The organism is Pectobacterium parmentieri, from assembly GCF_001742145.1.
Taxonomy (GTDB): domain Bacteria; phylum Pseudomonadota; class Gammaproteobacteria; order Enterobacterales; family Enterobacteriaceae; genus Pectobacterium; species Pectobacterium parmentieri.
This window is the reverse complement of sequence record NZ_CP015749.1, coordinates 1,864,588-1,889,932: the sequence shown is the minus strand read 5'-3', so window position 1 is coordinate 1,889,932 and position 25,345 is coordinate 1,864,588. Positions and strand designations below refer to the sequence as shown.

Annotated in this window: 27 protein-coding genes, 1 tRNA gene and 1 pseudogene; 14 read left to right on the top strand and 15 right to left on the bottom strand. The window is 50.1% G+C overall.

What is annotated here, in order from left to right; genetic code table 11:
* Positions 1-169: 169 nt before the first annotated feature.
* Positions 170-259: transfer RNA gene (locus tag A8F97_RS08495), tRNA-Ser, on the bottom strand.
* Between the two features lie 296 nt (positions 260-555).
* On the opposite strand from A8F97_RS08495, the gene A8F97_RS08490 reads away from it, so the two are divergent.
* Together A8F97_RS08490 and A8F97_RS08485 are read left to right on the top strand one after the other, a co-directional pair.
* Positions 556-1,293, top strand: a complete 738-nt coding sequence (locus A8F97_RS08490; RefSeq protein WP_014699727.1) for a phosphatase — start codon at positions 556-558, stop codon at positions 1,291-1,293.
* Positions 1,294-1,324: 31 nt separating this feature from the next.
* Positions 1,325-1,897, top strand: coding sequence for a TorD/DmsD family molecular chaperone (locus A8F97_RS08485; protein WP_015730371.1), 573 nt, complete (start codon positions 1,325-1,327; stop codon positions 1,895-1,897).
* Between the two features lie 78 nt (positions 1,898-1,975).
* Here A8F97_RS08485 and A8F97_RS08480 read toward each other — a convergent pair whose 3' ends face one another.
* The 3 genes from A8F97_RS08480 to mdtH all read right to left on the bottom strand — a co-directional run bounded on the left by A8F97_RS08480 (position 1,976) and on the right by mdtH (position 4,763).
* Positions 1,976-2,542: a lipoprotein gene (locus A8F97_RS08480; protein ID WP_015730372.1), complete on the bottom strand. Its 567-nt coding sequence runs from the start codon at positions 2,540-2,542 to the stop codon at positions 1,976-1,978.
* A gap of 186 nt (positions 2,543-2,728) precedes the next feature.
* The gene (gene grxB / locus A8F97_RS08475) at positions 2,729-3,376 is read right to left on the bottom strand and encodes a glutaredoxin 2 (RefSeq protein WP_033071393.1); all 648 of its coding nucleotides are present in this window, start codon (positions 3,374-3,376) and stop codon (positions 2,729-2,731) included.
* Positions 3,377-3,557: 181 nt separating this feature from the next.
* Positions 3,558-4,763 carry a multidrug efflux MFS transporter MdtH gene (gene mdtH / locus A8F97_RS08470; protein WP_014699731.1) on the bottom strand — a complete coding sequence of 402 codons (1,206 nt, stop codon included), beginning with the start codon at positions 4,761-4,763 and terminating at the stop codon, positions 3,558-3,560.
* 315 nt (positions 4,764-5,078) lie between these two features.
* Here mdtH and rimJ point away from each other — a divergent pair, with 315 nt between their 5' ends.
* From rimJ to murJ, 4 genes are all read left to right on the top strand, one after another.
* Positions 5,079-5,663 carry a ribosomal protein S5-alanine N-acetyltransferase gene (gene rimJ / locus A8F97_RS08465; protein ID WP_005967721.1) on the top strand — a complete coding sequence of 195 codons (585 nt, stop codon included), beginning with the start codon at positions 5,079-5,081 and terminating at the stop codon, positions 5,661-5,663.
* Between the two features lie 9 nt (positions 5,664-5,672).
* A complete protein-coding gene (locus tag A8F97_RS08460) occupies positions 5,673-6,311 on the top strand; it encodes a YceH family protein (protein ID WP_033071394.1) in 639 nt (212 codons plus the stop codon).
* Between the two features lie 28 nt (positions 6,312-6,339).
* Positions 6,340-7,305: a Gfo/Idh/MocA family protein gene (locus A8F97_RS08455; RefSeq protein WP_015730374.1), complete on the top strand. Its 966-nt coding sequence runs from the start codon at positions 6,340-6,342 to the stop codon at positions 7,303-7,305.
* 127 nt (positions 7,306-7,432) lie between these two features.
* Entirely contained in the window at positions 7,433-8,968 is a 1,536-nt protein-coding gene (gene murJ, locus A8F97_RS08450; protein ID WP_014699734.1) for a murein biosynthesis integral membrane protein MurJ, read from the top strand.
* Positions 8,969-9,068: 100 nt separating this feature from the next.
* On the opposite strand, the gene argS is transcribed toward murJ, so the two are convergent.
* The gene (gene argS / locus A8F97_RS08445) at positions 9,069-10,799 is read right to left on the bottom strand and encodes an arginine--tRNA ligase (RefSeq protein WP_015730375.1); all 1,731 of its coding nucleotides are present in this window, start codon (positions 10,797-10,799) and stop codon (positions 9,069-9,071) included.
* A gap of 661 nt (positions 10,800-11,460) precedes the next feature.
* Here argS and A8F97_RS08440 point away from each other — a divergent pair.
* Positions 11,461-12,009, top strand: coding sequence for a VOC family protein (locus A8F97_RS08440; protein WP_033071395.1), 549 nt, complete (start codon positions 11,461-11,463; stop codon positions 12,007-12,009).
* A 283-nt stretch (positions 12,010-12,292) separates the two neighbouring features.
* Positions 12,293-13,051, top strand: coding sequence for a copper homeostasis protein CutC (gene cutC, locus A8F97_RS08435; protein ID WP_014699737.1), 759 nt, complete (start codon positions 12,293-12,295; stop codon positions 13,049-13,051).
* Positions 13,052-13,205: 154 nt separating this feature from the next.
* On the opposite strand, the gene A8F97_RS08430 is transcribed toward cutC, so the two are convergent.
* The 4 genes from A8F97_RS08430 to A8F97_RS08420 all read right to left on the bottom strand — a co-directional run bounded on the left by A8F97_RS08430 (position 13,206) and on the right by A8F97_RS08420 (position 15,047).
* Complete coding sequence (locus A8F97_RS08430) at positions 13,206-13,442, bottom strand: hypothetical protein (RefSeq protein WP_033071396.1); 237 nt, start codon at positions 13,440-13,442, stop codon at positions 13,206-13,208.
* 106 nt (positions 13,443-13,548) lie between these two features.
* Positions 13,549-13,776 carry a Hok/Gef family protein gene (locus A8F97_RS23120; RefSeq protein ID WP_071822854.1) on the bottom strand — a complete coding sequence of 76 codons (228 nt, stop codon included), beginning with the start codon at positions 13,774-13,776 and terminating at the stop codon, positions 13,549-13,551.
* 70 nt (positions 13,777-13,846) lie between these two features.
* Positions 13,847-14,449: a hypothetical protein gene (locus A8F97_RS08425; RefSeq protein WP_015730379.1), complete on the bottom strand. Its 603-nt coding sequence runs from the start codon at positions 14,447-14,449 to the stop codon at positions 13,847-13,849.
* Positions 14,450-14,462: 13 nt separating this feature from the next.
* Positions 14,463-15,047 carry a papain-like cysteine protease family protein gene (locus A8F97_RS08420; RefSeq protein WP_014699740.1) on the bottom strand — a complete coding sequence of 195 codons (585 nt, stop codon included), beginning with the start codon at positions 15,045-15,047 and terminating at the stop codon, positions 14,463-14,465.
* A gap of 38 nt (positions 15,048-15,085) precedes the next feature.
* Here A8F97_RS08420 and A8F97_RS24610 point away from each other — a divergent pair.
* Positions 15,086-15,270 (top strand): annotated as a pseudogene (locus A8F97_RS24610) (type II toxin-antitoxin system HicB family antitoxin); the annotation flags it as partial.
* A 304-nt stretch (positions 15,271-15,574) separates the two neighbouring features.
* On the top strand, positions 15,575-16,132 hold the full coding sequence (locus tag A8F97_RS24605; RefSeq protein ID WP_050512649.1) for a hypothetical protein: 558 nt from the start codon (positions 15,575-15,577) through the stop codon (positions 16,130-16,132).
* Between the two features lie 232 nt (positions 16,133-16,364).
* Here A8F97_RS24605 and cmoB read toward each other — a convergent pair whose 3' ends face one another.
* From cmoB to A8F97_RS08385, 6 genes are all read right to left on the bottom strand, one after another.
* A complete protein-coding gene (cmoB, locus tag A8F97_RS08410; RefSeq protein ID WP_015730380.1) occupies positions 16,365-17,348 on the bottom strand; it encodes a tRNA 5-methoxyuridine(34)/uridine 5-oxyacetic acid(34) synthase CmoB in 984 nt (327 codons plus the stop codon).
* A complete protein-coding gene (cmoA, locus tag A8F97_RS08405; RefSeq protein WP_033071397.1) occupies positions 17,345-18,088 on the bottom strand; it encodes a carboxy-S-adenosyl-L-methionine synthase CmoA in 744 nt (247 codons plus the stop codon). The genes cmoB and cmoA overlap by 4 nt, the downstream gene beginning before the upstream one ends.
* 351 nt (positions 18,089-18,439) lie before the next feature.
* The gene (locus A8F97_RS08400) at positions 18,440-18,835 is read right to left on the bottom strand and encodes an MAPEG family protein (protein WP_014699745.1); all 396 of its coding nucleotides are present in this window, start codon (positions 18,833-18,835) and stop codon (positions 18,440-18,442) included.
* Positions 18,836-18,989: 154 nt separating this feature from the next.
* Positions 18,990-19,802 carry a DUF72 domain-containing protein gene (locus A8F97_RS08395; RefSeq protein ID WP_033071398.1) on the bottom strand — a complete coding sequence of 271 codons (813 nt, stop codon included), beginning with the start codon at positions 19,800-19,802 and terminating at the stop codon, positions 18,990-18,992.
* A gap of 91 nt (positions 19,803-19,893) precedes the next feature.
* Positions 19,894-21,111: an EAL and HDOD domain-containing protein gene (locus tag A8F97_RS08390; protein WP_015730383.1), complete on the bottom strand. Its 1,218-nt coding sequence runs from the start codon at positions 21,109-21,111 to the stop codon at positions 19,894-19,896.
* An 81-nt stretch (positions 21,112-21,192) separates the two neighbouring features.
* Positions 21,193-21,483: a hypothetical protein gene (locus A8F97_RS08385; RefSeq protein WP_033071399.1), complete on the bottom strand. Its 291-nt coding sequence runs from the start codon at positions 21,481-21,483 to the stop codon at positions 21,193-21,195.
* Between the two features lie 173 nt (positions 21,484-21,656).
* On the opposite strand from A8F97_RS08385, the gene aspS reads away from it, so the two are divergent.
* The 4 genes from aspS to ruvC all read left to right on the top strand — a co-directional run bounded on the left by aspS (position 21,657) and on the right by ruvC (position 25,284).
* Positions 21,657-23,453 (top strand): aspartate--tRNA ligase, encoded by a 1,797-nt coding sequence (gene aspS, locus A8F97_RS08380; protein ID WP_014699748.1) that lies wholly within the window; start codon positions 21,657-21,659, stop codon positions 23,451-23,453.
* A gap of 1 nt (position 23,454) precedes the next feature.
* A complete protein-coding gene (gene nudB / locus A8F97_RS08375) occupies positions 23,455-23,898 on the top strand; it encodes a dihydroneopterin triphosphate diphosphatase (RefSeq protein ID WP_014699749.1) in 444 nt (147 codons plus the stop codon).
* Between the two features lie 23 nt (positions 23,899-23,921).
* Entirely contained in the window at positions 23,922-24,665 is a 744-nt protein-coding gene (locus A8F97_RS08370) for a YebC/PmpR family DNA-binding transcriptional regulator (protein WP_014699750.1), read from the top strand.
* 97 nt (positions 24,666-24,762) lie between these two features.
* Positions 24,763-25,284, top strand: a complete 522-nt coding sequence (gene ruvC, locus A8F97_RS08365; RefSeq protein ID WP_014699751.1) for a crossover junction endodeoxyribonuclease RuvC — start codon at positions 24,763-24,765, stop codon at positions 25,282-25,284.
* The last annotated feature ends 61 nt before the right edge of the window (positions 25,285-25,345 follow it).

Sequence of the window (25,345 nt, the reverse complement as noted above, 5' to 3'; positions counted from 1 at the left end):
CTGACTACATTCCGGCGTATGAAAGGTCGGTGGATGCAGGAAAACACCAGCCTACTGAGAAGGGGGGATCCCAAAAGCAAAAAAGTCCGCCGAAGCGAACTTTTTATGTATTACTTTATGTAGTACAAAATCAAATCAGATAGATAATTTATTGATTTTGTTAAATATATGGCGGTGAGGAAGGGATTCGAACCCTTGATACGTTTTCACGTATACACACTTTCCAGGCGTGCTCCTTCAGCCTCTCGGACACCTCACCGGGGCCTCGCCGTATGTCATCGCGGCGGACGGCGCTAATGTAGGGAAATTGCTGAACAGCGTCAACAAACTTCTGCACTCAATGCGCGTGATAAGCTAAAGTTAACGCAGTTTGTTGCTTTGCTCACCGTTTTTGCTCCTGCACGCGTTTATTTCCCCTGCATTGTTTCAAAAGTACAATGTTTCAAAAACACAATGTTTCATTTGTGTTAATCATGCGTTGTAATTTCGTCTGCTGGCTGCGGAATACCCCTGAGAATGGTATGCTGACTGGTAAACGTTGACTCAGGAGAACCTATGTATCCCGTCGATTTACATATGCACACCGTTGCCAGTACCCATGCTTACAGTACCCTGCACGATTACATCGCCGAGGCGCAGCAAAAAAATATCCGCCTGTTTGCTATTACCGATCATGGCCCTGATATGGCAGATGCGCCGCATTATTGGCACTTCATGAATATGCGCGTTTGGCCGCGGTTGGTTGATGGTGTTGGCATTCTGCGCGGTATCGAAGCGAATATTAAAAATATCGAAGGTGACATCGATTGCACCGGACCTATGTTGGAGCAGGTGGATGTGATTATTGCGGGCTTTCATGAACCGGTTTTTCCACCGCAAGATAAAGAAACGCATACTGCTGCAATGATCGCGACCATGGCGCGTGGGGATGCACATATCATTAGCCATCCCGGTAACCCGAAGTTTCCCGTCGATATCCGCGCGATTGCGGAAGCTGCGGCGAAATACAGTGTGGCATTAGAGCTGAATAACTCTTCTTTCATGCATTCACGCAAAGGTAGTGAGCCAAACTGTCGGGCGATTGCTGAAGCGGTACGTGACGCCGGTGGGTTGCTTTCTTTAGGTTCGGATTCCCATATTGCGTTTTCTCTGGGAGACTTTACCCACTGTGAACGTATTTTGCAGGAAGTGAACTTCCCGCAGGATCGGATATTAAATGTCAGCCCCCGGCGTGTGTTGGATTTCCTTGAGCAACGTGGGATGCCTGCAATCGCTGAACTGGTTGATTTGTGACGTTGTCACTTAAAAATAAATAGGATTATGAATGAACGAGTTTTCTATCGTGTGCCGCCTGTTGGGCACGCTGTTTTATCGCCAGCCGCAGGATACCTTGCTGACACCGGTATTTGCGCTGATTAAAGAAGGAAAACTGGCACAGCACTGGCCGCTGGATCAGGATGCCTTGCTAGCGCGGTGGCAAAAAGGTCTGGATTTGCCCGCAATGGCGGCAGATTATCAGGCGCTATTCGATCAGGAAAACGGATCGGTTTCGCCGTTGCGTTCGTCCTATGAAAGCGATGCCGATGATGCGGAAATTCGTACCTTTCTGCAACAGCGCGGCATGCCGTTAAATGACGGTGCAGTGGGTCATTTTGGCAGCTTGTTGCTGGCGGCGTCATGGCTGGAAGATCAGGCACAAGAAGATGAAACCGCGGCACAAATTACGCTGTTTGATGAATATCTATTACCGTGGAGCGATCGTTTTCTCGGGAAAGTCGAAAGCCATGCCACCACCACATTTTATCGCACACTGGCGATAGTGTGCCGCGAAGCGCTGGAAGCCATGCGGGATGAGTTGAGTGAAAATGAAGAAGACGAACCGGAAGCGGAAGAGTAATACGGTGAGATGAAACCCCGCAGTATGAAACCTAGTGCGCCGATAGCAGACATCGTGTGTGCTATCGGCGAGTGAACATCAGTCAGTAAACAGGATAACGATCTGACCCGGCTTAATTTCGATACCTTTCGCCATCTTCTTCGCCAGCGATTCTGTCGTACTCTTATCTGCATTCAGCACATAAGCCGGTTTTTGATCAAAATAGCTTTTTAGCGATTGATTGAGGTAAGGGCTCAGCGTTTTCATCACCGTCTGCATTTTCTCTGGCTGCACAGTGTAATCAACCAGTTCCATGTCCTTCAGATAAATCGCGCCTTGGGCTTTATCAAATACTGGCTGTGCTTTCAGTGTAAGCTTCATATCCGCAGCCTGATTACCCAGCAGAGAGGAAATATCGACCTTTGCATTACCCGTCAGGGTCACTTTACCCGGTTCAGCACGGCCAATCTGGCTGGATAATTCGGTTAAAACGATGTGTGCATCCACCACGCCAGGCACGCCTAGTTGTTTCTGGTAATCATTGTGTTTTTGCAGATACTCATTCACTTCCTGTTCACTGAGCGTGTATTGGGTAAGTTTATTACAGCCGCTGAGTGTAAAGGCAAGCAGCACGGCTGCCGCTGCCATCCATCCTGATTTTTTCATTATTCTGACCTCTTAATGCTATTTGTTACGCGCACAATTTATTTATCTGGGCAGTCTATTCATGCGAAAAATAGCCATGATTTCGCTTGAGCAGCGTGCGCTCGATGCGCAGGGTAAACAATAGGATAGCACTGAAATGGTCGATAACGCCGCTTCAGGACGAAGCGGCGGAGTAAAACTGAATGACTAAATTGCCAGGCTGCTGAGTAGTGTTACCTGCGTCTGCTTCGCCATGTTATCCCGATAGTCCGCAACGCGAGAAGGTGGCGTAACGCCCGCAACGATAGACAGTGAACGGAGCAGTGGGAAGAGATCGATGTCATCCGTTGATAACACGCCGTTACAGGCGTTCGGCTGAGCAATCAGCGGATCAAGATCCTGTAAATCATGGTTCAATTTCTTAATCAGCCCCTGAGAATGACTCAGGTGGTCAGCAAAATTACCGAGCTGAGCTTCTTTCTTATTAATAAAATATTGTCGGGCAGGAGCGGAGGCAAACTCTTCAAAGGCTGCCTGAGCAAAGCGGGGAATAATCAGACGTGGTGTATATTCCGTAACTTTGCGTAGCCAAGCAGAGATTGCTGGATTGGTTGAACCCGTCAGCAGCGGCTTGCGGTCGTAATTATCGATGAAATGCACGATGTCCATGCTTTCTGGCATGTAGCTGCCATCATCTTTTTGCAGAATGGGCACCATTTTCTGGCCGATCAGTCGCTCTGGCGTCGCAGCGTCGTCGTTCGCTAATATTTGCAGTTCGACGGGGATATTTTTCAGGCCGAAGATCATGCGTGCTTTAACGCAGTAGGGACAGTGATCGTAAATGTAGAGCTTCATACGTCGTCTCCTAAATTACAAGGTATAGACAAAGGTCGCAGTGCGACCACGTGCGTAACCCATCATCAAACAAGATAAATTGAGTGTGCGAGAAGGCTCGCGACGAAACAATGGTTTGAATGTATTAGGAAAGTATAGAAGGGCTTTACCGACGAGGGCAAACTCGTCGGCAATATTCAAACTAATGACCACCTAACATTGCTGGTTCGATACGACGTTGGTTGAACTGCCAGTACAGTGCGGCTAACGTCAGGAGCCCGATGGTGCCGAGCATGAACCACGGTAGCTCCGGTTGATTCAGCGCATGGCCGGTATCAAACAGCCAGCCGCCGCCGCTGTAGCCAATCGCGCCACCTAGCGCTAGGCCAAGCCGACTGAACCCCATATAGCTGCCTCTGGCTCGGGAATCTGCCAGTGAGGCACTCAAGGTTTCACGCGCGGGTTCGGCGATAATCGAGCCGATGTAAAACAGGCTGATAAGCATCAACAGGGTTTGAAGTTCCGTCGTCATTCCGATCGGAAACATGCTGACGGACATGATAAAAAGCCCTGCCATCAGGCGCTGTTCCAGCCGGAAGTGTTTCTCGCTCCAGCGGGCGATAGGATAAAGCAGCGTCAGAGACAGCGTCGCTTCAATAGCATACATCCATTTCACGGCAGACGGCGTTCCGGCGAGTTGATTGACCATAATGGGGAGCATCAACAGCACCTGCACGGCCAGCATGTAGTAGCCCGTCAGCGTTAATACGTACATCAGGAAACGGCGATCGCGGATCACGCGCATCAGGCCTTCCCCGATCGGCGTTCTTACCGTCGAAATGCGATAGGCTGGCAGCAGCCAGGCATTGAGCGCAGCCGCAAGCACGAAGATGACGGCCCCCGCCCAACAGACAATCTCGAAATCGTACTGAAGCAACCAACTGCCGATGAGAGCGCCGATAACAGCACCCGCGCTGTCTTGCATCATCAACAGCGAATAGAAACGACCGCGTTCCTGCGGACGAATTAGTTTGATCACCAGCGCGGTACGCGGGGGATCGAATAACGTGCCACCGAGACCGGATAGCGCACAAGACAACCAGAGCAGCCAGGGTTCGTCGGCAATTGCCATGAACACAAAACCGGAGGCGCGTAGCAGCATCCCGGTAATAATCATCGGCTTGGCACCAAACCGATCGGCAATAGCCCCGCCGAAAATACCGAGCCCTTGCTGAATAAACTGGCGCAATCCCAGGGCGATGCCGACCAATAATGCAGCCCAGCCGAGATCGTCGACAAAACGAATGGAAATAAGGGGGAAAACCACGAAGAACCCTAAAACCACCAGCATATTATCTAGTAATAAAAAATATTTACCCAAGCTCCGAGCTTGCGACATCAGAGGCATGTTTCACCACAACGAAAAAAGAAGGAAAATAACAGACGTGACTATTTTGTACTCTAATTCGACTTTGGTATAGCCTATTGTTGGATAATATTTTTTTATCGATTTAACGTTATGCGAGTAGCATTTTAGTGAGAAAAAATCGCTTTCCTGATTCAATTGCGCAATAACTCGGCGATGGGGGTTTTACGTCTATGAATTTATGTGGTTATAGTAAGGATTATCGGAAATACCGATATTTTGTGCTTGTGTAGAATAGCGATTTTTTTGATGCCGATGAATTTTACTTATCGATAACATGGAGAAGTAGGGGGAAAAATGTTTGGCTATCGTTCAACGCCAGCAAGAGTGCAGTTGACAACCGACAGGCTGGTGGTGCGTCTGGCCCATGAACGCGATGCATGGCGCCTGGCTGAATACTATTCTGAGAATCGTGATTTCCTCAAACCATGGGAACCCGTGAGGGATGCGAGCCATTGTTACCCATCAGGCTGGCAGGCGCGGTTGAGCGTGATTAACGACATGCATAAGCAGGGCAGCGCCTATTACTTCCTCCTGTTGGATCCGAATGAAAACGAAGTGTGTGGTGTGGCTAATTTTAGCAACGTGCTACGGGGGTCGTTCCACGCCTGCTATCTGGGCTATTCCCTCGGTCAAAAATGGCAGGGGCAGGGGCTGATGTATGAAGCGTTGCAGTCGGCACTGCGTTATATGCAGCGCCAACAGCATATGCATCGCATCATGGCTAACTATATGCCGCATAACCAGCGTAGTGGGAATTTATTGACGCGTTTGGGTTTTGAACGCGAAGGTTATGCGAAAGACTATCTGCTGATTGATGGCAAATGGCAGGATCATGTATTAACCGCGCTGACTAACGTCGAGTGGAAATCTCCGCGTTAAGGAATAATGATGAAATACCAATTGGATGCTCGTGAAGCCCGCGTGATCGGCTGTATGTTGGAAAAGCAAGTCACCACGCCGGATCAATACCCTATGTCGTTAAACGGCATCACCACGGCCTGCAATCAGAAAACCAACCGCGAACCCGTGATGGAGCTGAGCGAAAGTGAGGTGCAGCAAACGTTGGATTTGCTCGTGAAAAAGCATTTTCTACGTACGCTCAGTGGCTTTGGTAACCGCGTTGTGAAATACGAACATCGTTTTTGTAATTCTGAATTTGGCGACCTGAAACTCTCTCCTGCGGAAGTCGCGCTGGTAACCACGCTTTTGCTCCGTGGCTCACAGACTCCGGGCGAACTGCGTACGCGTGCTGCCCGATTGTATGATTTTTCAGATGTTGGCGAAGCTGAGTCCACCCTTGAACAACTGCAACGGCGTGATGACGGGCCGTTTGTCGTAAGGCTTGCGCGGGAAGCGGGTAAACGGGAAAGCCGCTATCAGCATCTTTTCAGCGGTGAGGTCAGTGATATAGCGCCTCCTGGGGAAGAAAGCGCGAGCGACAATTCGCTTCTACTTACCGAGCGGGTTGAGGCGTTAGAAAAAGAGGTTGCTGAACTCAAACGCCAGCTTGCCGCGCTGTTAGCGTAATGAATTTGTACCAGGGAGAATACCAGCCATGAAGCCTCAGTTACCCTCTGTGGAACGTGTCGCAGAATCTACCGTATCCACCCGACGCCCGCGTATTGGTGTTGTCGGGCTGGGATCTATCGCGCAGAAAGCCTATTTGCCGATTCTCAGTCAAGCTGAGCGCTGGGAACTGGTTGGTGCTTATTCTCCCGACCAGCAAAAAACGCAGCGGATTTGCCAGCACTATCGGATGACGAGTTTCTCTGCGTTGGATGCGTTAGCGGCACACTGTGATGCGGTTTTCGTTCATAGCAGCACCGCGAGTCATTTTTCCGTGGTGAGTCAACTGCTTAAGGCGGGCGTCGATGTTTATGTGGATAAACCGCTGGCAGAGACGCTGGAACAGGCGGAAGCGTTGGTCGAATTGGCGGAGCAACAACAAAAAATTTTGATGGTCGGTTTCAATCGCCGTTTTGCCCCTTGTTATCAGCAGCTAAAACAGCGGTTGGATCAACCCGCCTCTTTGCGTATGGATAAACACCGAATTGATAGCGTCGGGCCACAGGATGTGCGTTTTACCTTACTGGATGACTATCTGCATGTGGTGGATACTGCGCTATGGCTGGCAGGAGGTGATGCCGAATTGAACGATGGTGTTCTGCATGCCAATGCGGACGGCCAATTGTTGTATGCCGAGCATCATTTCCAGAGTGGCAACTGTCAGGTGACGACCAGTATGCATCGTCAGGCCGGTAGCCAGCGGGAATGGGTTCAGGCTGTCGCCAAAGGGAACCTATATCAAGTCGATGAGATGCGTGGATGGCGTGAAGATCGTGAAGGGATGACGTTCACCCCAGCGGTGCCATCCTGGCAAACTACGCTAGAACAACGCGGGTTTGTCGGTGCCGTGCATCATTTCATGACGGCGATTGAGCAACGGAAACCAGCGGAAACGTCAGGTAATCAGGCGTTACTGTCCCAGCGTATGATTGAGAAATTGCTGAGAAAAAGCTGAAAAGTTCAACGGTTATGACAATGTTCGGTAGCTATTACACGCGCAATGCGTAGACTAGTCGCACCTCGCAATCAGGATGACCTCGACGGGTCAATAATCACTCCTGAACCGTTCAGAACATAATCGGATGAATTTACTTAAATCACTGGCTGCCGTCAGTTCCATGACCATGTTATCGCGCGTATTAGGGTTTGTGCGCGATGCTATCGTCGCCCGCATTTTTGGTGCAGGCATGGCGACGGATGCCTTCTTTGTGGCGTTCAAACTCCCCAACCTGCTCCGCCGTATTTTCGCGGAGGGCGCATTCTCACAGGCGTTCGTGCCGATTCTGGCCGAATATAAAAGCCAGCAGGGCGATGAGGCTACGCGAACGTTCCTCGCTTATGTTTCCGGTATGCTGACGCTGATTCTGGCGTTGGTTACCGTAGCGGGGATGGTCGCCGCCCCCTGGGTTATTATGGTCACTGCCCCCGGTTTTGCCGCGACGCCTGAACGCTTTGAGCTGACCTCTAATCTATTAAGAGTCACGTTTCCCTATATCCTGCTGATCTCTCTGACCTCCATGGTCGGTTCGGTGCTGAACACGTGGAACCGTTTCTCGGTGCCAGCGTTTGCGCCGACGCTGCTTAACGTCAGCATGATTGGCTTCTCGCTGTTTGCCGCGCCATATTTTAATCCTCCTGTGATGGCGCTGGCTTGGGCGGTGTTGGTTGGCGGCTTACTACAACTTGGCTATCAACTGCCACATCTGAAAAAGATTGGCATGCTGGTGTTGCCGCGCCTGAAATGGCGTGACCCGAGCGTCTGGCGAGTCATGAAGTTGATGGGACCTGCGGTTTTAGGCGTGTCGGTGAGCCAAATTTCGCTGATCATCAACACCATTTTTGCGTCTTTCCTCAGCGAAGGAGCGGTATCATGGATGTATTACGCCGATCGTCTGATGGAATTTCCTTCCGGCGTGTTGGGTGTAGCGTTAGGGACGATCTTACTTCCGTCGCTGGCGAAAAGTTTTGCCAGTGGCAATCAAGATGAGTATTCCCGCCTGATGGATTGGGGGCTCCGACTGTGTTTTCTGCTGGCGCTGCCGAGTGCGGTAGCATTAGGTATTTTGGCGAAACCGTTAACGGTTTCGCTGTTCCAGTACGGCAAATTTAGCGCTTTTGATGCACTGATGACTCAGCGCGCGCTGGTTGCCTACTCGGTTGGATTGATGGGGTTGATAGTCGTCAAAGTCTTGGTACCCGGCTTTTATTCTCGGCAGGACATCAAGACGCCGGTAAAAATCGCGATGGTCACGCTGATTCTGACGCAAATTATGAACCTGATCTTTATTGGCCCGCTGCAACATGCGGGGCTGGCGCTGTCCATTGGCTTGGCTTCTTGCCTGAATGCAGCGCTGCTGTATTGGCAACTGCGTAAACAGGATATTTTCCAACCCCTTCCGGGTTGGCGGGGTTTTCTGGTTCGCCTGCTGGCCGCTGTTATCGTGATGTCGTTGGTTTTACTGGGGATGCTGTGGTGGATGCCCGCGTGGGATGACGGCAATATGACGATGCGCATCCTGCGATTGCTGCTGGTAGTGGTCGCGGGGGCGGGGTCCTATTTTGCCACGTTGGCACTGTTGGGATTCCGACCTCGGGATTTTGCCCGCCGTAGCGTGTAACAAGGTAAATAAATCGTTGCAGAATAAAAAACGCCATGGGTTCTGCACTCATGGCGTTTTTGTTTTCAGGTGATGAATAAATTTTCAGTCGAGAGACGAATTACATCTTCTCGACGGTTTCGATACCCAATGTGTCCAGACCTTGCTTCAGCGTTTTTGCCGTAAGCAGCGCCAGTCTCAGACGGCTCTGACGCACGTCGTCAGTTTCGGCATTGAGAATCGGACAGTGCTCGTAGAAGCCAGAGAACAGGCCGGCCAGATCGTACAGGTAGCTACACATCACATGCGGTGTGCCTTCACGGGCGACGGAGGTGATGGTTTCTTCAAATTGCAGTAGGCGTGTGGCAAGCGCAAATTCGCGCTCATCGCTCAGCGTAATCGGCTGCGTTAAGGTGTCTTCCTGTATTCCCGCGCGTTTGAAAATGGACGCGACACGGGTATAAGCGTATTGCATATACGGTGCCGTGTTGCCTTCAAACGCCAGCATGTTGTCCCAATCAAAAACGTAGTCCGTGGTACGGCTTTTCGATAGGTCGGCGTATTTAATTGCGCCGATAGAAACCACTTTCGCCAACGCTGCTAATTCGTCGCTTTCCATCTGTGGATTTTTGTCCGCGATGAGTTTCAGTGCGCGATCGTAGGCTTCGTCCAACAGTTCGGACAGTTTAATCGTTCCACCGGCACGCGTTTTGAATGGCTTACCGTCTTTGCCCAGCATCATGCCAAACATATGGTGTTCAAGGCTGACAGAATCAGGTACGTAGCCCGCTTTACGCACGATGGTCCAGGCTTGCATCAAATGCTGATGCTGGCGAGAATCGATGTAGTAAAGCACACGATCGGCGTTCAGGGTCTCATAACGGTATTTGGCACAAGCGATATCTGTCGTGGTGTAGAGGTAGCCGCCATCCTTTTTCTGGATGATGACGCCCATTGGTTCGCCTTCCTTGTTTTTATATTCATCAAGGAAAACCACCGTTGCGCCTTCGCTTTCAACTGCTAAACCTTTTGCTTTCAGATCGGCAACGATGCCCGGCAGCATGTTGTTATACAGGCTTTCACCCATCACATCCTGCTTGGTCAGCGTGACATTGAGGCGTTCATAGTTGATCTGGTTCTGCGTCATGGTGATATCGACGAGTTTGCGCCACATCTGACGGCAATATTCATCACCACCCTGCAATTTCACTACGTAACCGCGTGCGCGCTCGGCGAAATCAGCATCTTCGTCGTAGTGTTTCTTTGCTTCACGATAAAACGCTTCAAGATCGGATAGATCCATCTCGTTGGCACTTTCGTTTTGCATTTTTTCGAGGTAAGCAATCAGCATGCCGAACTGCGTACCCCAATCACCGACGTGGTTAGCGCGAATAACGTCGTGGCCTAAAAATGCCAGCGTGCGGGCGGCAGCATCACCAATAATGGTTGAGCGCAGGTGGCCGACGTGCATTTCCTTCGCGACGTTGGGGGCGGAGTAGTCAATCACGATCGTTTGTGGCTCAACGGGCGTTAAACCCAGTTTTGGTGCATTCAGGGCATTCTCAACCTGGCTCGCAACCCACTGCTTATCGAGAAAAATATTAATAAATCCCGGGCCTGCGATTTCTGTTTTTTCCGCAATGCCCTCCAGCGCTAAAAGCTGGACGACTTTTTCAGCCAATTGTCGCGGTGGCATGCCCAGTTTCTTTGCCACGGCCATGACGCCATTAGCCTGGTAATCACCAAACTGTGCTTTTGCCGACTGACGGATCTGAGCTTCGCTGTCTGCTGGCGCGCCTGCGGCGGTTAACGCCTGGCTGACTTTTTCGGAGAGAAGAGCCTGAATATTCACCGGTTTACCTTAAATAAAAAATCAAGCCCTGCTTATACCATATTTGCCTTTCCTCGTCAGCAGACGGGCGGGGGGACAGAGAGAGATTCCGATGAAAAATGACTGCCGAGCGGGAGATGAAAAAAGGGGGGAATGATATGAAAACAATAGATAAGGAGAGCACGAAAAAGAAATAAAATGTAACGTTAGGTAGAATGAAAATAAATAAAATCGCAATCCTAACGTTTTCTTGAGCGGTTATTCACCCCCAATTTATGTGAGTTTCTGGTTTTACAATGACGAAAAATAGCGTATGCCGCAATAGCAATAAGTACGATAAATATAATGAGTAAAAACATGATAATATCTCTGTGTTATTATTTGATTTCTTAATTTATACGTTTTCATTCTGGTGTTCAATGGGGGCTATCTTATTTAAGATTTCTCCCAGAATAGATTACGAAAAGTATCTCAGATTAACGTCAGGTAAAAAATGGTTCCATTTATTAACTAAACGACAGCGCCGCCTTTTCTTTGCATTTAATGCGTTCCAGGTGGCAGTAATGTAAGTAAATGTGCTTGGAATAAAATTAAAATTTAATTAGAAGGTGTTATGAGTGTGATATTCTCATCGCATGAATGACAGTTGATACATGAGATGCTGCAAGGAGTCTTATCCGATATGTTACCCAATGATTTGATAACAGATTTAGCGCGTTTTGAGCAAGAACTACAGGAATTGGCGAGTGTGCTACAACTGGATTTAAGCGCATTTTATGCTGACCATATCTCGCTGCGTTGCCATCAGAATACAACGGCTGAATCATGGAAAGCGGCGCTACTGGAGGTCGGTAGTCTGCTATCTGAAAATCTTATCAACGGTCGCCCAATCAGCTTGTTTATTCTGGATAAAGCTATCGTGATTGGCCCTTGGCAGATTACGTGTATTGAGCTGCCGTGGCCGGGGGGAAAGTACTACCCCCATGAAGGCTGGGAGCATGTAGAACTGGTGCTGCCTGGTGATGCGGAAACGCTGCATCAGCGTGCGTTGGCTTGTTTGTCTGATGACGCACTGCGTACTCCGGGCATCAAACTTAAATTCAGTTCTCCACAAGGCGAAAAAGAACGAATTCCTAATCCGACGCTGGCAGTAACTAATGGGAAAGTGACAATAAAATTTCATCCATTTGATATACGAGACGTTGTCGCGAGCGAAATGTCTTCGTTATGAAAATAGTGGACAACCGGCTCAGCGCGTAATCAGAAAGATGGCATGGGTTGACTGATAAAATGGTATGTCGCGTCATTCATACTAATTTCTTTTGCTGCGGAACAGATTAATAAAATTGTGGTTTATGTCATGTTTACTTCGGTAATGTATCGTATTCATTGTGACTCCGGTCTCCTCACGATATGAATGTGAATGCCATAGTTATTACTTTAATCGGCGTGATGATTCGTCGGTTTTTAGTGATTAAGAAAAAGGGGCGGGGAGCTTATATGGAGGAGTCGCGATGACGAAACTGGAAGTATGCTGTTATAGCGTTGATTGTGCGATAACGGCAGCGCAGTCTGGGGCTGACAGGATTGAACTCTGTGCAGGACAGCGCGAAGGGGGATTAACGCCATCCTATGGTGCGCTGCGTGGTGCCCGTGAAAAAGTTGCGATTCCCGTTCACCCGATTGTACGCCCGAGAGGGGGGGATTTTTGCTACAGCCCGACGGAGTTTGCAGCCATCAAATATGACATTGAGCAGATTCGTGAGATGGGATTCCCCGGTATCGTTGTCGGTGTGCTGAATGAGGAAGGGCACATTGATTTGCTCAAAATGCGTGAAATTATGGCGGCGGCTCAGGGGATGGAAGTGACCTTTCATCGCGCATTTGATATGTGTCTGAACCCTTATATTGCCTTGGAACAACTTACCGATCTGGGTGTATCACGTATATTGAGCTCTGGGCAGCAGCAGACTGCGGAAAATGGATTACGGTTATTACGTGAACTAACGCAGGTCAGTCACGGTCCTATTATTATGGCGGGTTCCGGCGTGCGGTTAACTAACGTGCATAAATTTCAGCAAGCGGGTATCCGAGAATTGCATAGCTCAGCAGGGCAGTGGGCTCCATCTCCGATGCGTTACCGTAAGATCGGTGTGTCGATGTGTTCTGATGCGGAGTTAGATGAATTTAGCCAGTACTGTGTGGATGGCGATGTGGTAGCAGCAATGAAACGGGCGGTCAGCCCGGATCGTGAAATGCAGTACGTATCATAATGTAAGGTGTTTCATGGTGTCGCGGTTGATCGACTGCATGTATAGACACCACATCGTTATTCTTCAATTTTGCCGCGCCGCATACCATCAGGTTTGCATGGCAAGTACCAAGCCTCAGCGTATTGCTGGGGCTTTTTTTCAACGCCTAGGAATTTCAAAGTGCCCGTAGGCGCGTAGGACAGTGAACACAGGGGGCAGGATCCTGACTTTTTTTGGGTGGCTCCCTGAAGTCGGCACCGTCATAACAGGAAGATGATGGTTTTTTGAGCGTCACCTCGGGTTTCAGGCGCAACTTCCCCGCATCACCCGGCGTACCGCATTCGCGCAATGGCCATGCGTTACCAACCAGCTCTCCCACCTTCAGCACCTTCATGGCCCAGTGGTACACCATCCTGACACCGCCAGACTGCTTCGTTCGTGATTTTCATTTGCAGTTAATGTGAGCCCAAATTTGCGATAAACGCGAGCCGTTACACTTACTGGTGTGTTGGTGATTTTCATACCGAACCTCCAATCGTTGACTTAGAGGGGCCGGCCCCGTAGAGCCGGCGGTATTCTTCAAAGGGTGCAGGGAAATCACGCCAGACAACCACCACTGGGCGGAGCGAACTCCGCCCAGTGGTTGAGCCTCTGACTCCGTAGTTCAGCGACGCCACCATGACCGTGTTACCCTGCTGAACGCGGATCTCACACAGTGAGTCGCGCACCATCTGGGTGTTAAACACAACACTATCAGGCTAAAAAAGCCAATTTTAGTGGCATTGTCTTGAACCTCTAAAGTGAAGATTTTGGCTTTTATCCACCCCCCAACAGCCCACTGGTGTCCGCGTCGAAGCGCTTATGAGCCTGATCAGCCGCCGGTTTGAGCAAAGCGAGCAGCTCCACCTCATTATACAACTGAGTGACTGCAATTTCCTTGGGGGTCGGCTCAATTGGGATCAGCACATCTTCGCTGTCGGCGTACAGCCAGATTGCCACAACGTGGAGTGCCGAGATGAATAATACTCGCAGTTCAACGGTTTTACCCTGTAGTTGCGGCGATAGATCCGCCAGCTTTAGCGCCTCTACCGTCGCGGCTGCCAAATTTCCGTGGTTGAGCGAAGCGAACTCGACATGCCCGTGCACGTCGGTCAATTGCGCGTCGGCAATCGTCACTTCATCGGCAAACACTAAGTAATGCCAATCGCCGACCTTCGCGTCTTTGAGGCCTTTACCGTGAATCAGATCCTCTAGGTTGAGCGAGTAGCCACGATAGCCTTCGCTCAGCTTTATTTTGCCCGGCTTGGCGGCCGCGAATTGACGATTGATGCCGAAGCCCTGGGGTTTCAGCGCAGATTGCAGTGCCGGACGCAGTGCCTGTACGCCGTTGGAAGGCGCTTTTGGATAAGTCAATTGCATGATGTTGCCCTCTTTATTTTTTTACGGTGAAGTAAGTGTCAGTCCAATTTCCGCCGGATTTGTATAACCTGGGGAACGAGTTCAAAGCATGGGTCGAGTAACCGTAGATCGAATCTGCAATCAACAGGTAATCACCGTCGGTCCCATAGATAACCAAAAAGTGCGCACCGCCACCGTACCAGGCGCAACGCAAACCGATTGGTCGGCCCTTTTTGATCTGGTTCCGAATGGCCGACATCTGCAAGGATCCTCTATTCATGCCGTTGTAGCTGCGTGTGATTTGCAAGGCGGAATCCAAATAACCGTAGATGTTGCACGGTCCCGGTTGATTGCAGCAGTTGCGGTCCAGAGAGGCGCTGGCTACACCGCACTGGGTCCAAGACCCAGTGCGGTAGAAGTTGCCGACCGAGGCGGAAACAGCCGCCCAGCACCAATTAGTTTGGGTTTGTTTCTGCATTTTGAAATTCAGACGGGAAGTAGCCATTGCCTTAATCTGAGGAGCCGCTTCAACTTCGACCAATTGCGGATCGATCAGATGGCCTATCAGGTCGTTTAGCTTTCTGTCGCCGGTGATTCGGGTTGTTCCAGTGGTTAACATTTTTTATATCCTCTATGAGTCAAACAAGCGTCCAGCTTGATAGCTGGTTTGTTATCGATGTTGACCTATCTGCTTTTGAAGGCAAACAGCAACAGACCAACATCGCGTTACCCGACACGCTGATTCAGTGAGTCGATAAACGTGTAAATAGTCTGTCAATGCCTAACGTGATCGGAGCCATTTTTTGGCAGGGGCTGCACGTCATGAGTTGGCGCCACAATAATTTGCCGATTTCCGGCCGACTCCACGACTCACCGTTCCAGTCATACCCAAGCTCCAACATTCTTTTCCACTCAAGTCCATCACGGTTTGTTAATACTGTATCCATCATTAATCTCCTGTTTGATTGTTGTTGCTGTATATATATACAGCTAATTATGGAGATTACTCACCAATAGAAAATCTGTCAACAAATGATATTGATTATCATTATCCTGTTGCGTAGGGAGCATTGAAAAACGACAGATACCGGCATTGAATTCAGGATTAGCGCATCCGGTCTTTGCCGGAGGATGGGGGTTAACTAAGTGCGCTACAGTGAAAATGCGTTTTTTGTCCTTGCCTATTTCAATCTGGTCAAGCGCCGAGGCTGCATGGGAGTATTTGCCGCGTTAGAGCGTTCGGGTAAAGATTCGGTTGTCGTACAGATCGGTAGAGTCGATGTAACCCGACTGGAACAGGTGTTATGCCACCTATTTGCGGTAGGGCAACGCAACGGAGATGTATCTTCAGCTCGACCGGCGTTACTGTTGGCACGAGCTTTTCTGAGCAGCTATTACGGTCTGCGCGTACTGGTTCGGCGATGCCAGTACGCGAAATTTGCTGAATGGATCGCTGTGGACGCTGCTTGGCTTACCCACGATATTGACGGTTTGGTTTTTATCGTCGACGGCGATCGGATCGCGGTTGAAGGCCGAGAATGGGGCGTTACGCGTGATAGACGAGCGTGGCCTGACGTTTGCTCATCGCAAGGTCGCTTTGAAAATGTTTTCGAATTCGACCTGGGCTCAGCCCGACGATCCACAGACACTGAAGGCGATCGTCGAGCTGTTTACGCAGGAAGTAGAGTGGGATATCTCGGGTGATATGCAGGTCGTTCCTGGATCGGCCCGCGTCGGAATCGTGAGGAGGTGGCTTCATTTTTCCGTGAATTGGCTGAGCAAATTATACCGGAGCGATTCGAGGTGTGGCAGATTGTGGCCGATGACGACGTCGCAGTGGCGCTTGGCGAACTGGCGTCGCGAGTCAAGCGCACTGGCCGTCTTATCGAGTTATCGTCAGTGCTTTTATCGAACGTTATAATGGCGGCGCAGAGGCCTATAGCTCAGCACCAGGTTTACGTGCAACCAATACCGCTCGTACCGGTGCGGGATAACCTTCCACCGTTTTCGTTTGATCTTCAGGATCGAGGAATTCGGCCAGCGACTCCGTTATCATCCAGTCTGTCCGGCGTTGTTCCTGCGTCGTGGTGACACAACTATCGACGATGCGGACATCAACGAATCCACATTTCTCAAGCCATGTCGTTAAGGCTGCAGCGGATGGAATGAAGTACACATTGCGCATTTGCGCGTAACGTTCTCCCGGAACTAACACCTGGTTCTCATCACCGTCGATGACTAGCGTTTCCAGCACCAGTTCACCACCTGCTACTAACTGATTTTTCAATTGCCACAGGTGATCGAGCGGGGAACGACGATGGTACAGGACGCCCATGGAAAATACGGTATCAAACGCAGCCAGCTCGGGGAGTTGCTCAATGCCGAGCGGCAGAACGTGTGCGCGCTGGTCGTCGCCGAGTAGCTTACGCACGGCTTCAAACTGACATAAGAATAGCTGCATGGGGTCGATACCCACCGCCATCGTGGCACCTTCACCGACCATTCGCCATAGGTGATAGCCGCTGCCGCAGCCTACATCCAGAATCAGGCGATTTTTCAGCGGGCTGATATGTGGTAGAACGCGCTGCCATTTCCAGTCTGAACGCCATTCGGTGTTGATATCCACACCGTAAAGCGAAAAGGGGCCTTTACGCCAGGGCATCAGATTACGTAGCAGCTTTTCAATCCCTTCGCGCTGACCGACGGAAATATCGGGCTCGATGCGTGCTGTGACGCTGTCGTTCAAATCTAAAGAGGTTGGCTTCAGCGACGGGAGGTGTTCCAGCGAGTTAAACCATAGCTTGAACTTACCGTGCAGGGATTCTTGCTGCCAACTGCTGAGCTGTGAAGGCAGCGTGTTAAGCCAGTGGCTGAGCGGGCCCTTTGCGATTTGCTGATAAAAATTGCCGAAATCGATCACGCCTTTTCCTCTGCTTTTACGGCTAATAACGAACCAAAATTAAAACACTGAAACCAGATCTCGCTGTGCTCAAAACCAGCATCTGCCAGTCGAGCCTTATGGGTTTCTACTGAGTCGGTCAACATGACATTTTCCAGCATGCTGCGTTTCTGACTGATTTCCAGCTCGCTGTAGCCATTTGCCCGTTTGAAATCGAGATGCATATTGAACAGCAATTCGCCGACGTCTTTGTCTGCAAAATTGAATTTCTCGGAGAGCACTAGCACGCCACCGGGATTTAATCCCTGGTAAATACGCTCGATAAGTACCTGACGCTGGGAAGGTTCCAGAAACTGAAGGGTAAAATTCAGCACAACCATGGAAGCATTCGTGATATCAATGTTCAGAATATCCGCTTCTATAATCTCGACGGGCGTATCGGAACGGAAAGCGTCAATGTGGCTACGGCAGCGTTTCACCATCGCCGGAGAGTTGTCCACCGCGATAATTTTGCAGCCCGGCACATGGATATTACGTCGCATAGACAGGGTGGCCGCGCCCAGCGAACATCCCAGATCGTAGACGTGGCTATCCGAGCGGGCGAATCGCTCTGCCAGCATGCCAATCATTGAGATGATGTTGGAATAGCCGGGCACGGAACGTTGGATCATATCGGGAAATACGTCGGCAACGCGTTCGTCGAATGTCCAGTCGCCTAAATTGGCAATTGGCACAGAAAAAAGCATATCGCGGTTTGGCATGGCGGAAAGTGCACTGAGAGTAATAAAGAGGCGCGCATTCTAGCAGAATACGCCATACCCGTCATACTTCAAGTTGCATGTGCGTTGGCTGCGTTCAAATACTCGGCCCATCGTGGGCCTCGCCCTGAAGGGCCGCTGCAAGCAGCGTTCAAATCTACTCCCGGCAGATTTGTCACCCGAATCACTTACTTGAGTAAGCTCATCGGGACTCACTCGCTTGCCGCCTGCCTGAAACTCGAATAATTTAGGGTATATGATCTTCGCCTTCCACATGTGGACGCGGTTTTTGATTCCCGGACGCATTATGTCTGTGCGCCCGAGAACGGCGGATATTGTTTTTGTCTCACACCATCAATACAGCGTGAAAACGAGATCCCAAGGAAGGTAATAGAGGTTTGCGGCAATCATCAGGATGAGCGAAGCATAGGTTGCAGACATTCCTGAACGTCGCCAGCGGAATTCACGATGCCGAAGGCCGTAGTAGTGAACTAAGCGCCCGACGATCAATAAAACACCGCAAAAATGGATCATGATGATGAGTGCACCATTCATTTCCATTAGCAGCAGCAAAATTGCTGCAATCGGAATATATTCCACCGCATTGCCATGTACGCGGATTGCAGTTTGTAATTCATAAAACCCGCCGTCGCCATACGCCACACGATACTGCATTCTCAGTTTTACAACATCAATAGACAGCTTTATCAACAAAATTGCGCCAAGCACGATATAGAGCGCACTTACCATTTTTTACTCCGTGACCTAACCGAAAACGGCTTGCAGAATAATAGCTTTACCTAGCGCCACTGTCGCCTGTAAAGCCCCATTTTTTTAGCGGAAATAGATTACGTTGACGTAATGGTTATAACTAAATGAACTAACACATCCTCTGCTTACTGAGTCAAAAAAGCGTTGCCTGCTGTGGCCAATCCGGTTGCGGCGGCAATGTCGGGTCGATCTCGGCGAGTAATGGCCAAAGCTGTTGTGCCAGTGGTGGTGCATCACCAATATCCGGTGTGTGAATAAAGAAGAAAGGATTCGCGTCATGCCACTGCGGCAGTTTGTTACGCCATGACTCAAACCAGTGGAGATTTTCTTCCTGTTTCTCACTGCCGATAAAGCGGATCAGCGGTTGCGCGGCGGTCAGTACGGCATGAACCGGTACGCGCGGTTTTTTACGTTGGGCTTCACGCATCGCGGCACTGTCTGGTGCGGCATGGTGGACTGGGCGGCTGTCGAGGATCACGCGATTAATGCCGCGTTGCTGTAGTCCCTGATTCAGCGCACGCTCCTCATCGCCTTTGGCAAAAAATAGCGGGTGGCGCACTTCCACCCCGTAGTTAAATTCCTGCGGTAAGGCATCAAGGAAACGCCACAGAACGGGTAACTGTACTGGCCCGAAGGTTGCGGGGAGTTGTAGCCATAGCTGCCCAATACGGTGTTCGATCGGCTCAAGGCATTGATAAAAAAGGCTGACATCGCTATCACAGTTCTGCAAGGCGGCTTTATGGCTGATCGTTGAGGGAAACTTGAAGCAAAAACGAAAGTCATCATGTGTCATATCACGCCAACGCCTGACAATCTCGCGTGAAGGTAACGCATAAAAAGTGGTGTTACCTTCAACGCAGGTAAAATAGCGACTGTAGTCAGCAAGATCGTTTAACCCCAACCGACTCCACGCAGGGTGCTGCCATTGTGGTAATCCGATGTACATCTATCGCACCATAATTTCATTGGGCCTCAATAGGATATCTGCCATTATCGCGTAATTGGCTGGGGAGCGCGAGTGAGTCGAGGGAAATCGTTTATAAAATATCATCTGCCCACTGTGTTGCTTCCATTATCATGGTAAAGAAATTTTCTTCATCGACACCTAACTGGATTAAGAGGCGCTCAAGCTCTTCCCACTCTTGCTGTTCGTATTTAGCGATTAACGTCAGGTAAATTGCCAGTTCGCCGGTATTTTCTAATAAACTCTGGTTAATTTTTTCGGATAGTGCGATTTGCGAAAGTAGCAGCGGCATGGGGGAATCTAATACGGCATCAAGCAGTGATAATAACCCGCATAGAAACGCTTCAGTGGTGTCTTCCTTCACATTAAAAGAGGCATACAGTAATTCGAAAAACCTGGCACGAATTAAGCTGGTACGATAAAGCTCGCTGGGTTTATTTTCATTACTGTTGGTAATGCTAATTAATGAAACAAAACGCTTAAGTTCCCGCTGCCCAAGCAGCATTGCCATCGAACGAAACGACATTGAAGTCGCGGTGATGCCAAAGCGAGTGTTGTATTTGATATTGGTGATATGGCGCATCAACTTATAATAAAGTGATAGATCGGCGCAGACCAATTCCTCGATAGTGGCATAGTTGATCTCAGGTTTATTGACTTCCCTCAGTAACCTGATGGTGTTGCTGGAGTTACTAACCAATTTTTTTGACTTAATCATTTCAGGACGACTGAAAAAATACCCCTGAAAAAGCGAGATCCCCAGTTTTTTACTTTGCAGGTATTGTTCGTGTGTTTCTACTTTTTCGGCCAAATAGATTAGCTTACGCTGTGCTGTTCTTTTGATGAACTTTTCAATCTCATCAAACGTCGACTGGGTCAAATCGAATTTGATGATATCAATGTAAGGCAAAAACCGATCCCATTCTGAATTCATCGAAAAGTCATCAAGCGCAATTTTGAAGCCCTTCCTTTTTAGCTTTTTTACGGCAGCAAAGAGATCATTATTGGGTATCGAATTTTCCAGAATTTCGATCACGACCTTTTCCTGTGGCAATACCTCAGCCTGGCCATTGATCAACATCTGATGGGGAAAATTAATATAGTAAGGTTGCTCAACGACAGATTTCGTTAGTGGGTTGGTCAAGAACTGATCAGAAATAAGCTGCGCGGTCGCAAATTCAGGGCTGACATCAGGAAATTTATTGGTGATGTCCATGCGAAAAAGTAGCTCGTAGGCAACGGTTTGTCGGTGTTGATTTAAAATAGGTTGACGTGCAACAAATGAATACATAGCTGTTCTCCATGTAAACCATACGCATTAGCCAAAATTGGAAAAGCACTTTTTTATTAAAATTTTTATAAAAATAATGAGTTACTTATTAACTCTAGCAGGTTTTATTAAAAGAGAAGGGCGGTTTCCACAAATCATCATGCTGTGCGCATCGGCATGCCCTCTGTCTGTGGGCCAGTGACGCTTAGGAAAATTGATCAACGGGAACGTCGCTTTTCTGACGATTTTAGGATCGCTGCATTCTGGTGGCTCAGTTTTCTTCTGGCGTTTGGTTTTTGCAACAATTCCACCCCGATGGGTGAACATTTCGTTAACCGACAGAGAAATTTCGTAAAAAGAGTAGGCACCTGCATCGCAGAGCGTTACCTTCATACTTATCGTTCGCGCTATTATCCTTTATAATAGCCGCCTTTTTTCACCGAACAGTAACCCAGAAAAACCATACCGCGCAGCTAAAATGCCACGGTTTTTGCGTTGTGAGCTACCGTGAAGCGTAATCGACCGTGAAAGCGTGTGAGCTGGCGGATGAGTAAAAGGACATCGTGATGCGTACTAATTATTGCGGGCAGTTGAATTCGTCCCATGTGGGCCAGGAAGTGACATTGTGCGGTTGGGTTAACCGCCGCCGCGATCTGGGTGGTTTGATTTTTATTGATATGCGTGACCGTGAAGGGTTGGTCCAAGTGTTCTTTGACCCAGATCGTCAGGACGCATTTAAACTGGCATCCGAGTTGCGTAACGAGTTCTGCATCCAACTTACCGGTGTAGTACGTGCCCGTCCAGAAAGCCAAATCAACAAAGATATGGCGACGGGTGAAGTCGAGATTTTTGCCAACGCCCTGACGATCGTTAACCGTTCTGAAGCGCTACCGCTGGATTCCAACCAAACCAACACCGAAGAAGCGCGTCTCAAATTCCGCTATCTGGACTTGCGTCGTCCTGAAATGGCGCAGCGCCTGAAAACGCGTGCTCGTATCACCAGTTTTGTTCGCCGCTTTATGGACGATCACGGCTTTCTGGACATTGAAACGCCGATGTTGACGAAAGCGACGCCGGAAGGCGCGCGCGACTATCTGGTGCCGAGCCGCGTACATAAAGGCAAATTTTATGCGCTGCCGCAGTCCCCACAACTGTTCAAACAACTGCTGATGATGTCCGGTTTTGACCGCTACTATCAGATCGTCAAATGCTTCCGTGACGAAGACCTGCGTGCTGACAGACAGCCTGAATTTACCCAGATTGATGTGGAAACCTCTTTCATGACGGCGCCGCAGGTGCGTGAGGTGATGGAGAAACTGGTGCGTGAACTGTGGCTGGACGTGAAAGGCGTCGATTTGGGCGACTTCCCGATCATGACATTCGCCGAGGCCATGCGCCGTTTTGGTTCCGACAAACCAGATCTGCGCAACCCGCTGGAACTGGTTGACGTCGCCGATCTGTTGAAGGACATCGAGTTCAAAGTGTTCTCCGGCCCGGCAAACGATGTCAAAGGCCGCGTTGCTGCTATCCGCGTACCGGGCGGCGCACAACTGAGCCGTAAGCAGATTGATGAGTACGGCAAGTTTATTGAAATCTATGGTGCGAAAGGCTTGGCCTACATCAAGGTCAACGAGCGTGCCAAGGGGTTGGAAGGCGTACAAAGCCCGGTCGCGAAGTTCCTGAGTGAAGATGTACTGTCTGCGCTGCTGGATCGTACCGCGGCGCAAGATGGCGATATCCTGTTCTTTGGCGCAGACAGCGCGAAAGTGGTGACCGATGCGCTGGGTGCACTACGCCTCAAACTGGGTCGCGATCTGAGCCTGACGAAAGACAACAGTTGGGAGCCGCTGTGGGTGGTCGATTTCCCCATGTTTGAGGAAGATGGCGAAGGTGGACTTGCTGCGATGCACCATCCGTTTACTGCACCGCGCGATATGCTGCCTTCAGAGCTGTCTGCCAACCCGGTTGCGGCGATCGCCAACGCCTATGACATGGTGATCAACGGTTATGAAGTGGGCGGCGGCTCCGTGCGTATTCACCGTGGTGAAATGCAGCAAACGGTGTTCGGCATTTTGGGTATTACTGAGCAAGAACAGCGTGAGAAGTTTGGCTTCCTGCTGGATGCGCTGAAATATGGTACGCCGCCACACGCGGGTCTGGCGTTTGGTCTTGACCGTCTGGTGATGTTGCTGACGGGCACTGATAACATTCGTGATGTTATCGCCTTCCCGAAAACGACGGCGGCCGCATGTCTGATGACGGAAGCGCCAAGTTTCGCCAACCCAGCTTCGCTGGAAGAGCTTGCTATTGCGGTTGTTGTGAAAGGGAAAGCAGCTCAGGATGGAAAATCCGAGAACGAATAAAATGGTATATAAGCGACCCGTTTCGGTGTTGGTGGTGATTTATGCCCGCAACACTGGGCGGGTGCTGATGCTGCAACGGCGTGACGATCCTGAATTCTGGCAATCCGTGACGGGGAGTATAGAAGAAGGGGAAAGTGCGCCGTATGCTGCACAGCGTGAAGTCAAAGAAGAAGTTAACATTGATATATCCGCTGAAGCGTTATCACTCTTTGACTGTCAGCGCTGTATTGAGTTTGAGCTATTTGCTCATTTGAGACGTCGCTATGCGCCGGGGGTTACGCACAATACTGAACATTGGTATTGTCTTGCGTTACCTGCTGAGCGCGAGGTGCAATTATCCGAGCATCTTGCTTACCAGTGGCTGGATGTGCCCCACGCGGCACAGTTGACTAAGTCCTGGAGCAATCGGCAGGCGATTGAAGAATTTGTTATTTATCCGGCCTGAACAGGCTTTTTTCGGAGATTTTTATGGCAGGTCATAGTAAGTGGGCGAACACAAAGCATCGTAAAGCAGCACAGGACTCCAAACGCGGTAAAATCTTTACCAAGATTATCCGCGAACTGGTTACCGCAGCCCGTCTGGGTGGCGGCGATCCGGGGTCTAACCCACGTCTGCGCGCAGCGATCGATAAGGCACTGTCCAACAACATGACGCGCGATACGCTGAATCGTGCGATTGCTCGTGGTATCGGCGGTGACGATGATACCAACATGGAAACGATCATTTATGAAGGCTACGGCCCGGGCGGCACGGCTGTCATGGTGGAATGTCTGAGTGACAACCGCAACCGTACTGTTTCCGAGGTGCGCCACGCGTTTACCAAAACCGGCGGTAATCTGGGGACGGATGGCTCCGTGTCATACCTCTTCACCAAGAAAGGTGTTATTTCTTATGCGCCGGGTCTGGATGAAGATGCTGTGATGGATGCCGCGCTGGAAGCGGGTGCTGATGATGTCGTGACATATGACGACGGCGCGATTGACGTCTTCACGCCGTGGGAAACGTTCGGCAATGTGAAGGATGCGTTGGATGCGACTGGTCTGAAAGCCGAAGCTGCCGAAGTGTCCATGATCCCGTCTACAAAGGCGGATATGGATGCAGAAACGGCACCGAAGCTGATGCGTCTGATCGACATGCTGGAAGACTGCGACGATGTGCAGGAGGTTTACCATAACGGTGAGATCTCCGATGAGATAGCTGAGCTGCTGTGATGGCAGGGCGGTGATGCAACGTAGAAACGACAACCCACACGGGTGAATCGGCGGAGCGGCACGATGACAATCGTAGCACCATGGCAATCGTAGCACTATGACAATAATAGTAGGCATCGACCCCGGTTCGCGCGTGACGGGCTATGGCATTATCCGCCAGCAGGGGCGACAACTGACGTATCTCGGCAGCGGTTGCATTCGTACCGTGGTGGATGATATGCCCACCCGGCTTAAGCTGATTTACGCGGGCGTCAGTGAAATCATTACGCAATTTCGACCAGACTGTATGGCGATTGAGCAAGTTTTCATGGCGAAAAACCCGGATTCAGCCTTGAAGCTGGGGCAGGCGCGCGGTGTGGCTATCGTTGCTGGTGTGAATCAGGATTTGCCCGTGTTTGAGTACGCGGCGCGTTTGGTTAAGCAAACGGTGGTAGGAACGGGGGCAGCAGATAAAAAGCAGGTACAGCATATGGTTCGCTCATTGCTGAAACTGTCGGCCAGTCCGCAGGCGGATGCCGCCGACGCACTGGCGATTGCCATTACACATTGCCACTTTAACCAGAGCCTGCTGCGAACCGCAGCGGTGAAAGTGAACCCACTAGCAGGAAGACTGCGCTGAAACAGGAGGCTGGATATTCATCCAGCCTTTTTTATGTTATATACTCGTCATACTTCAAGCC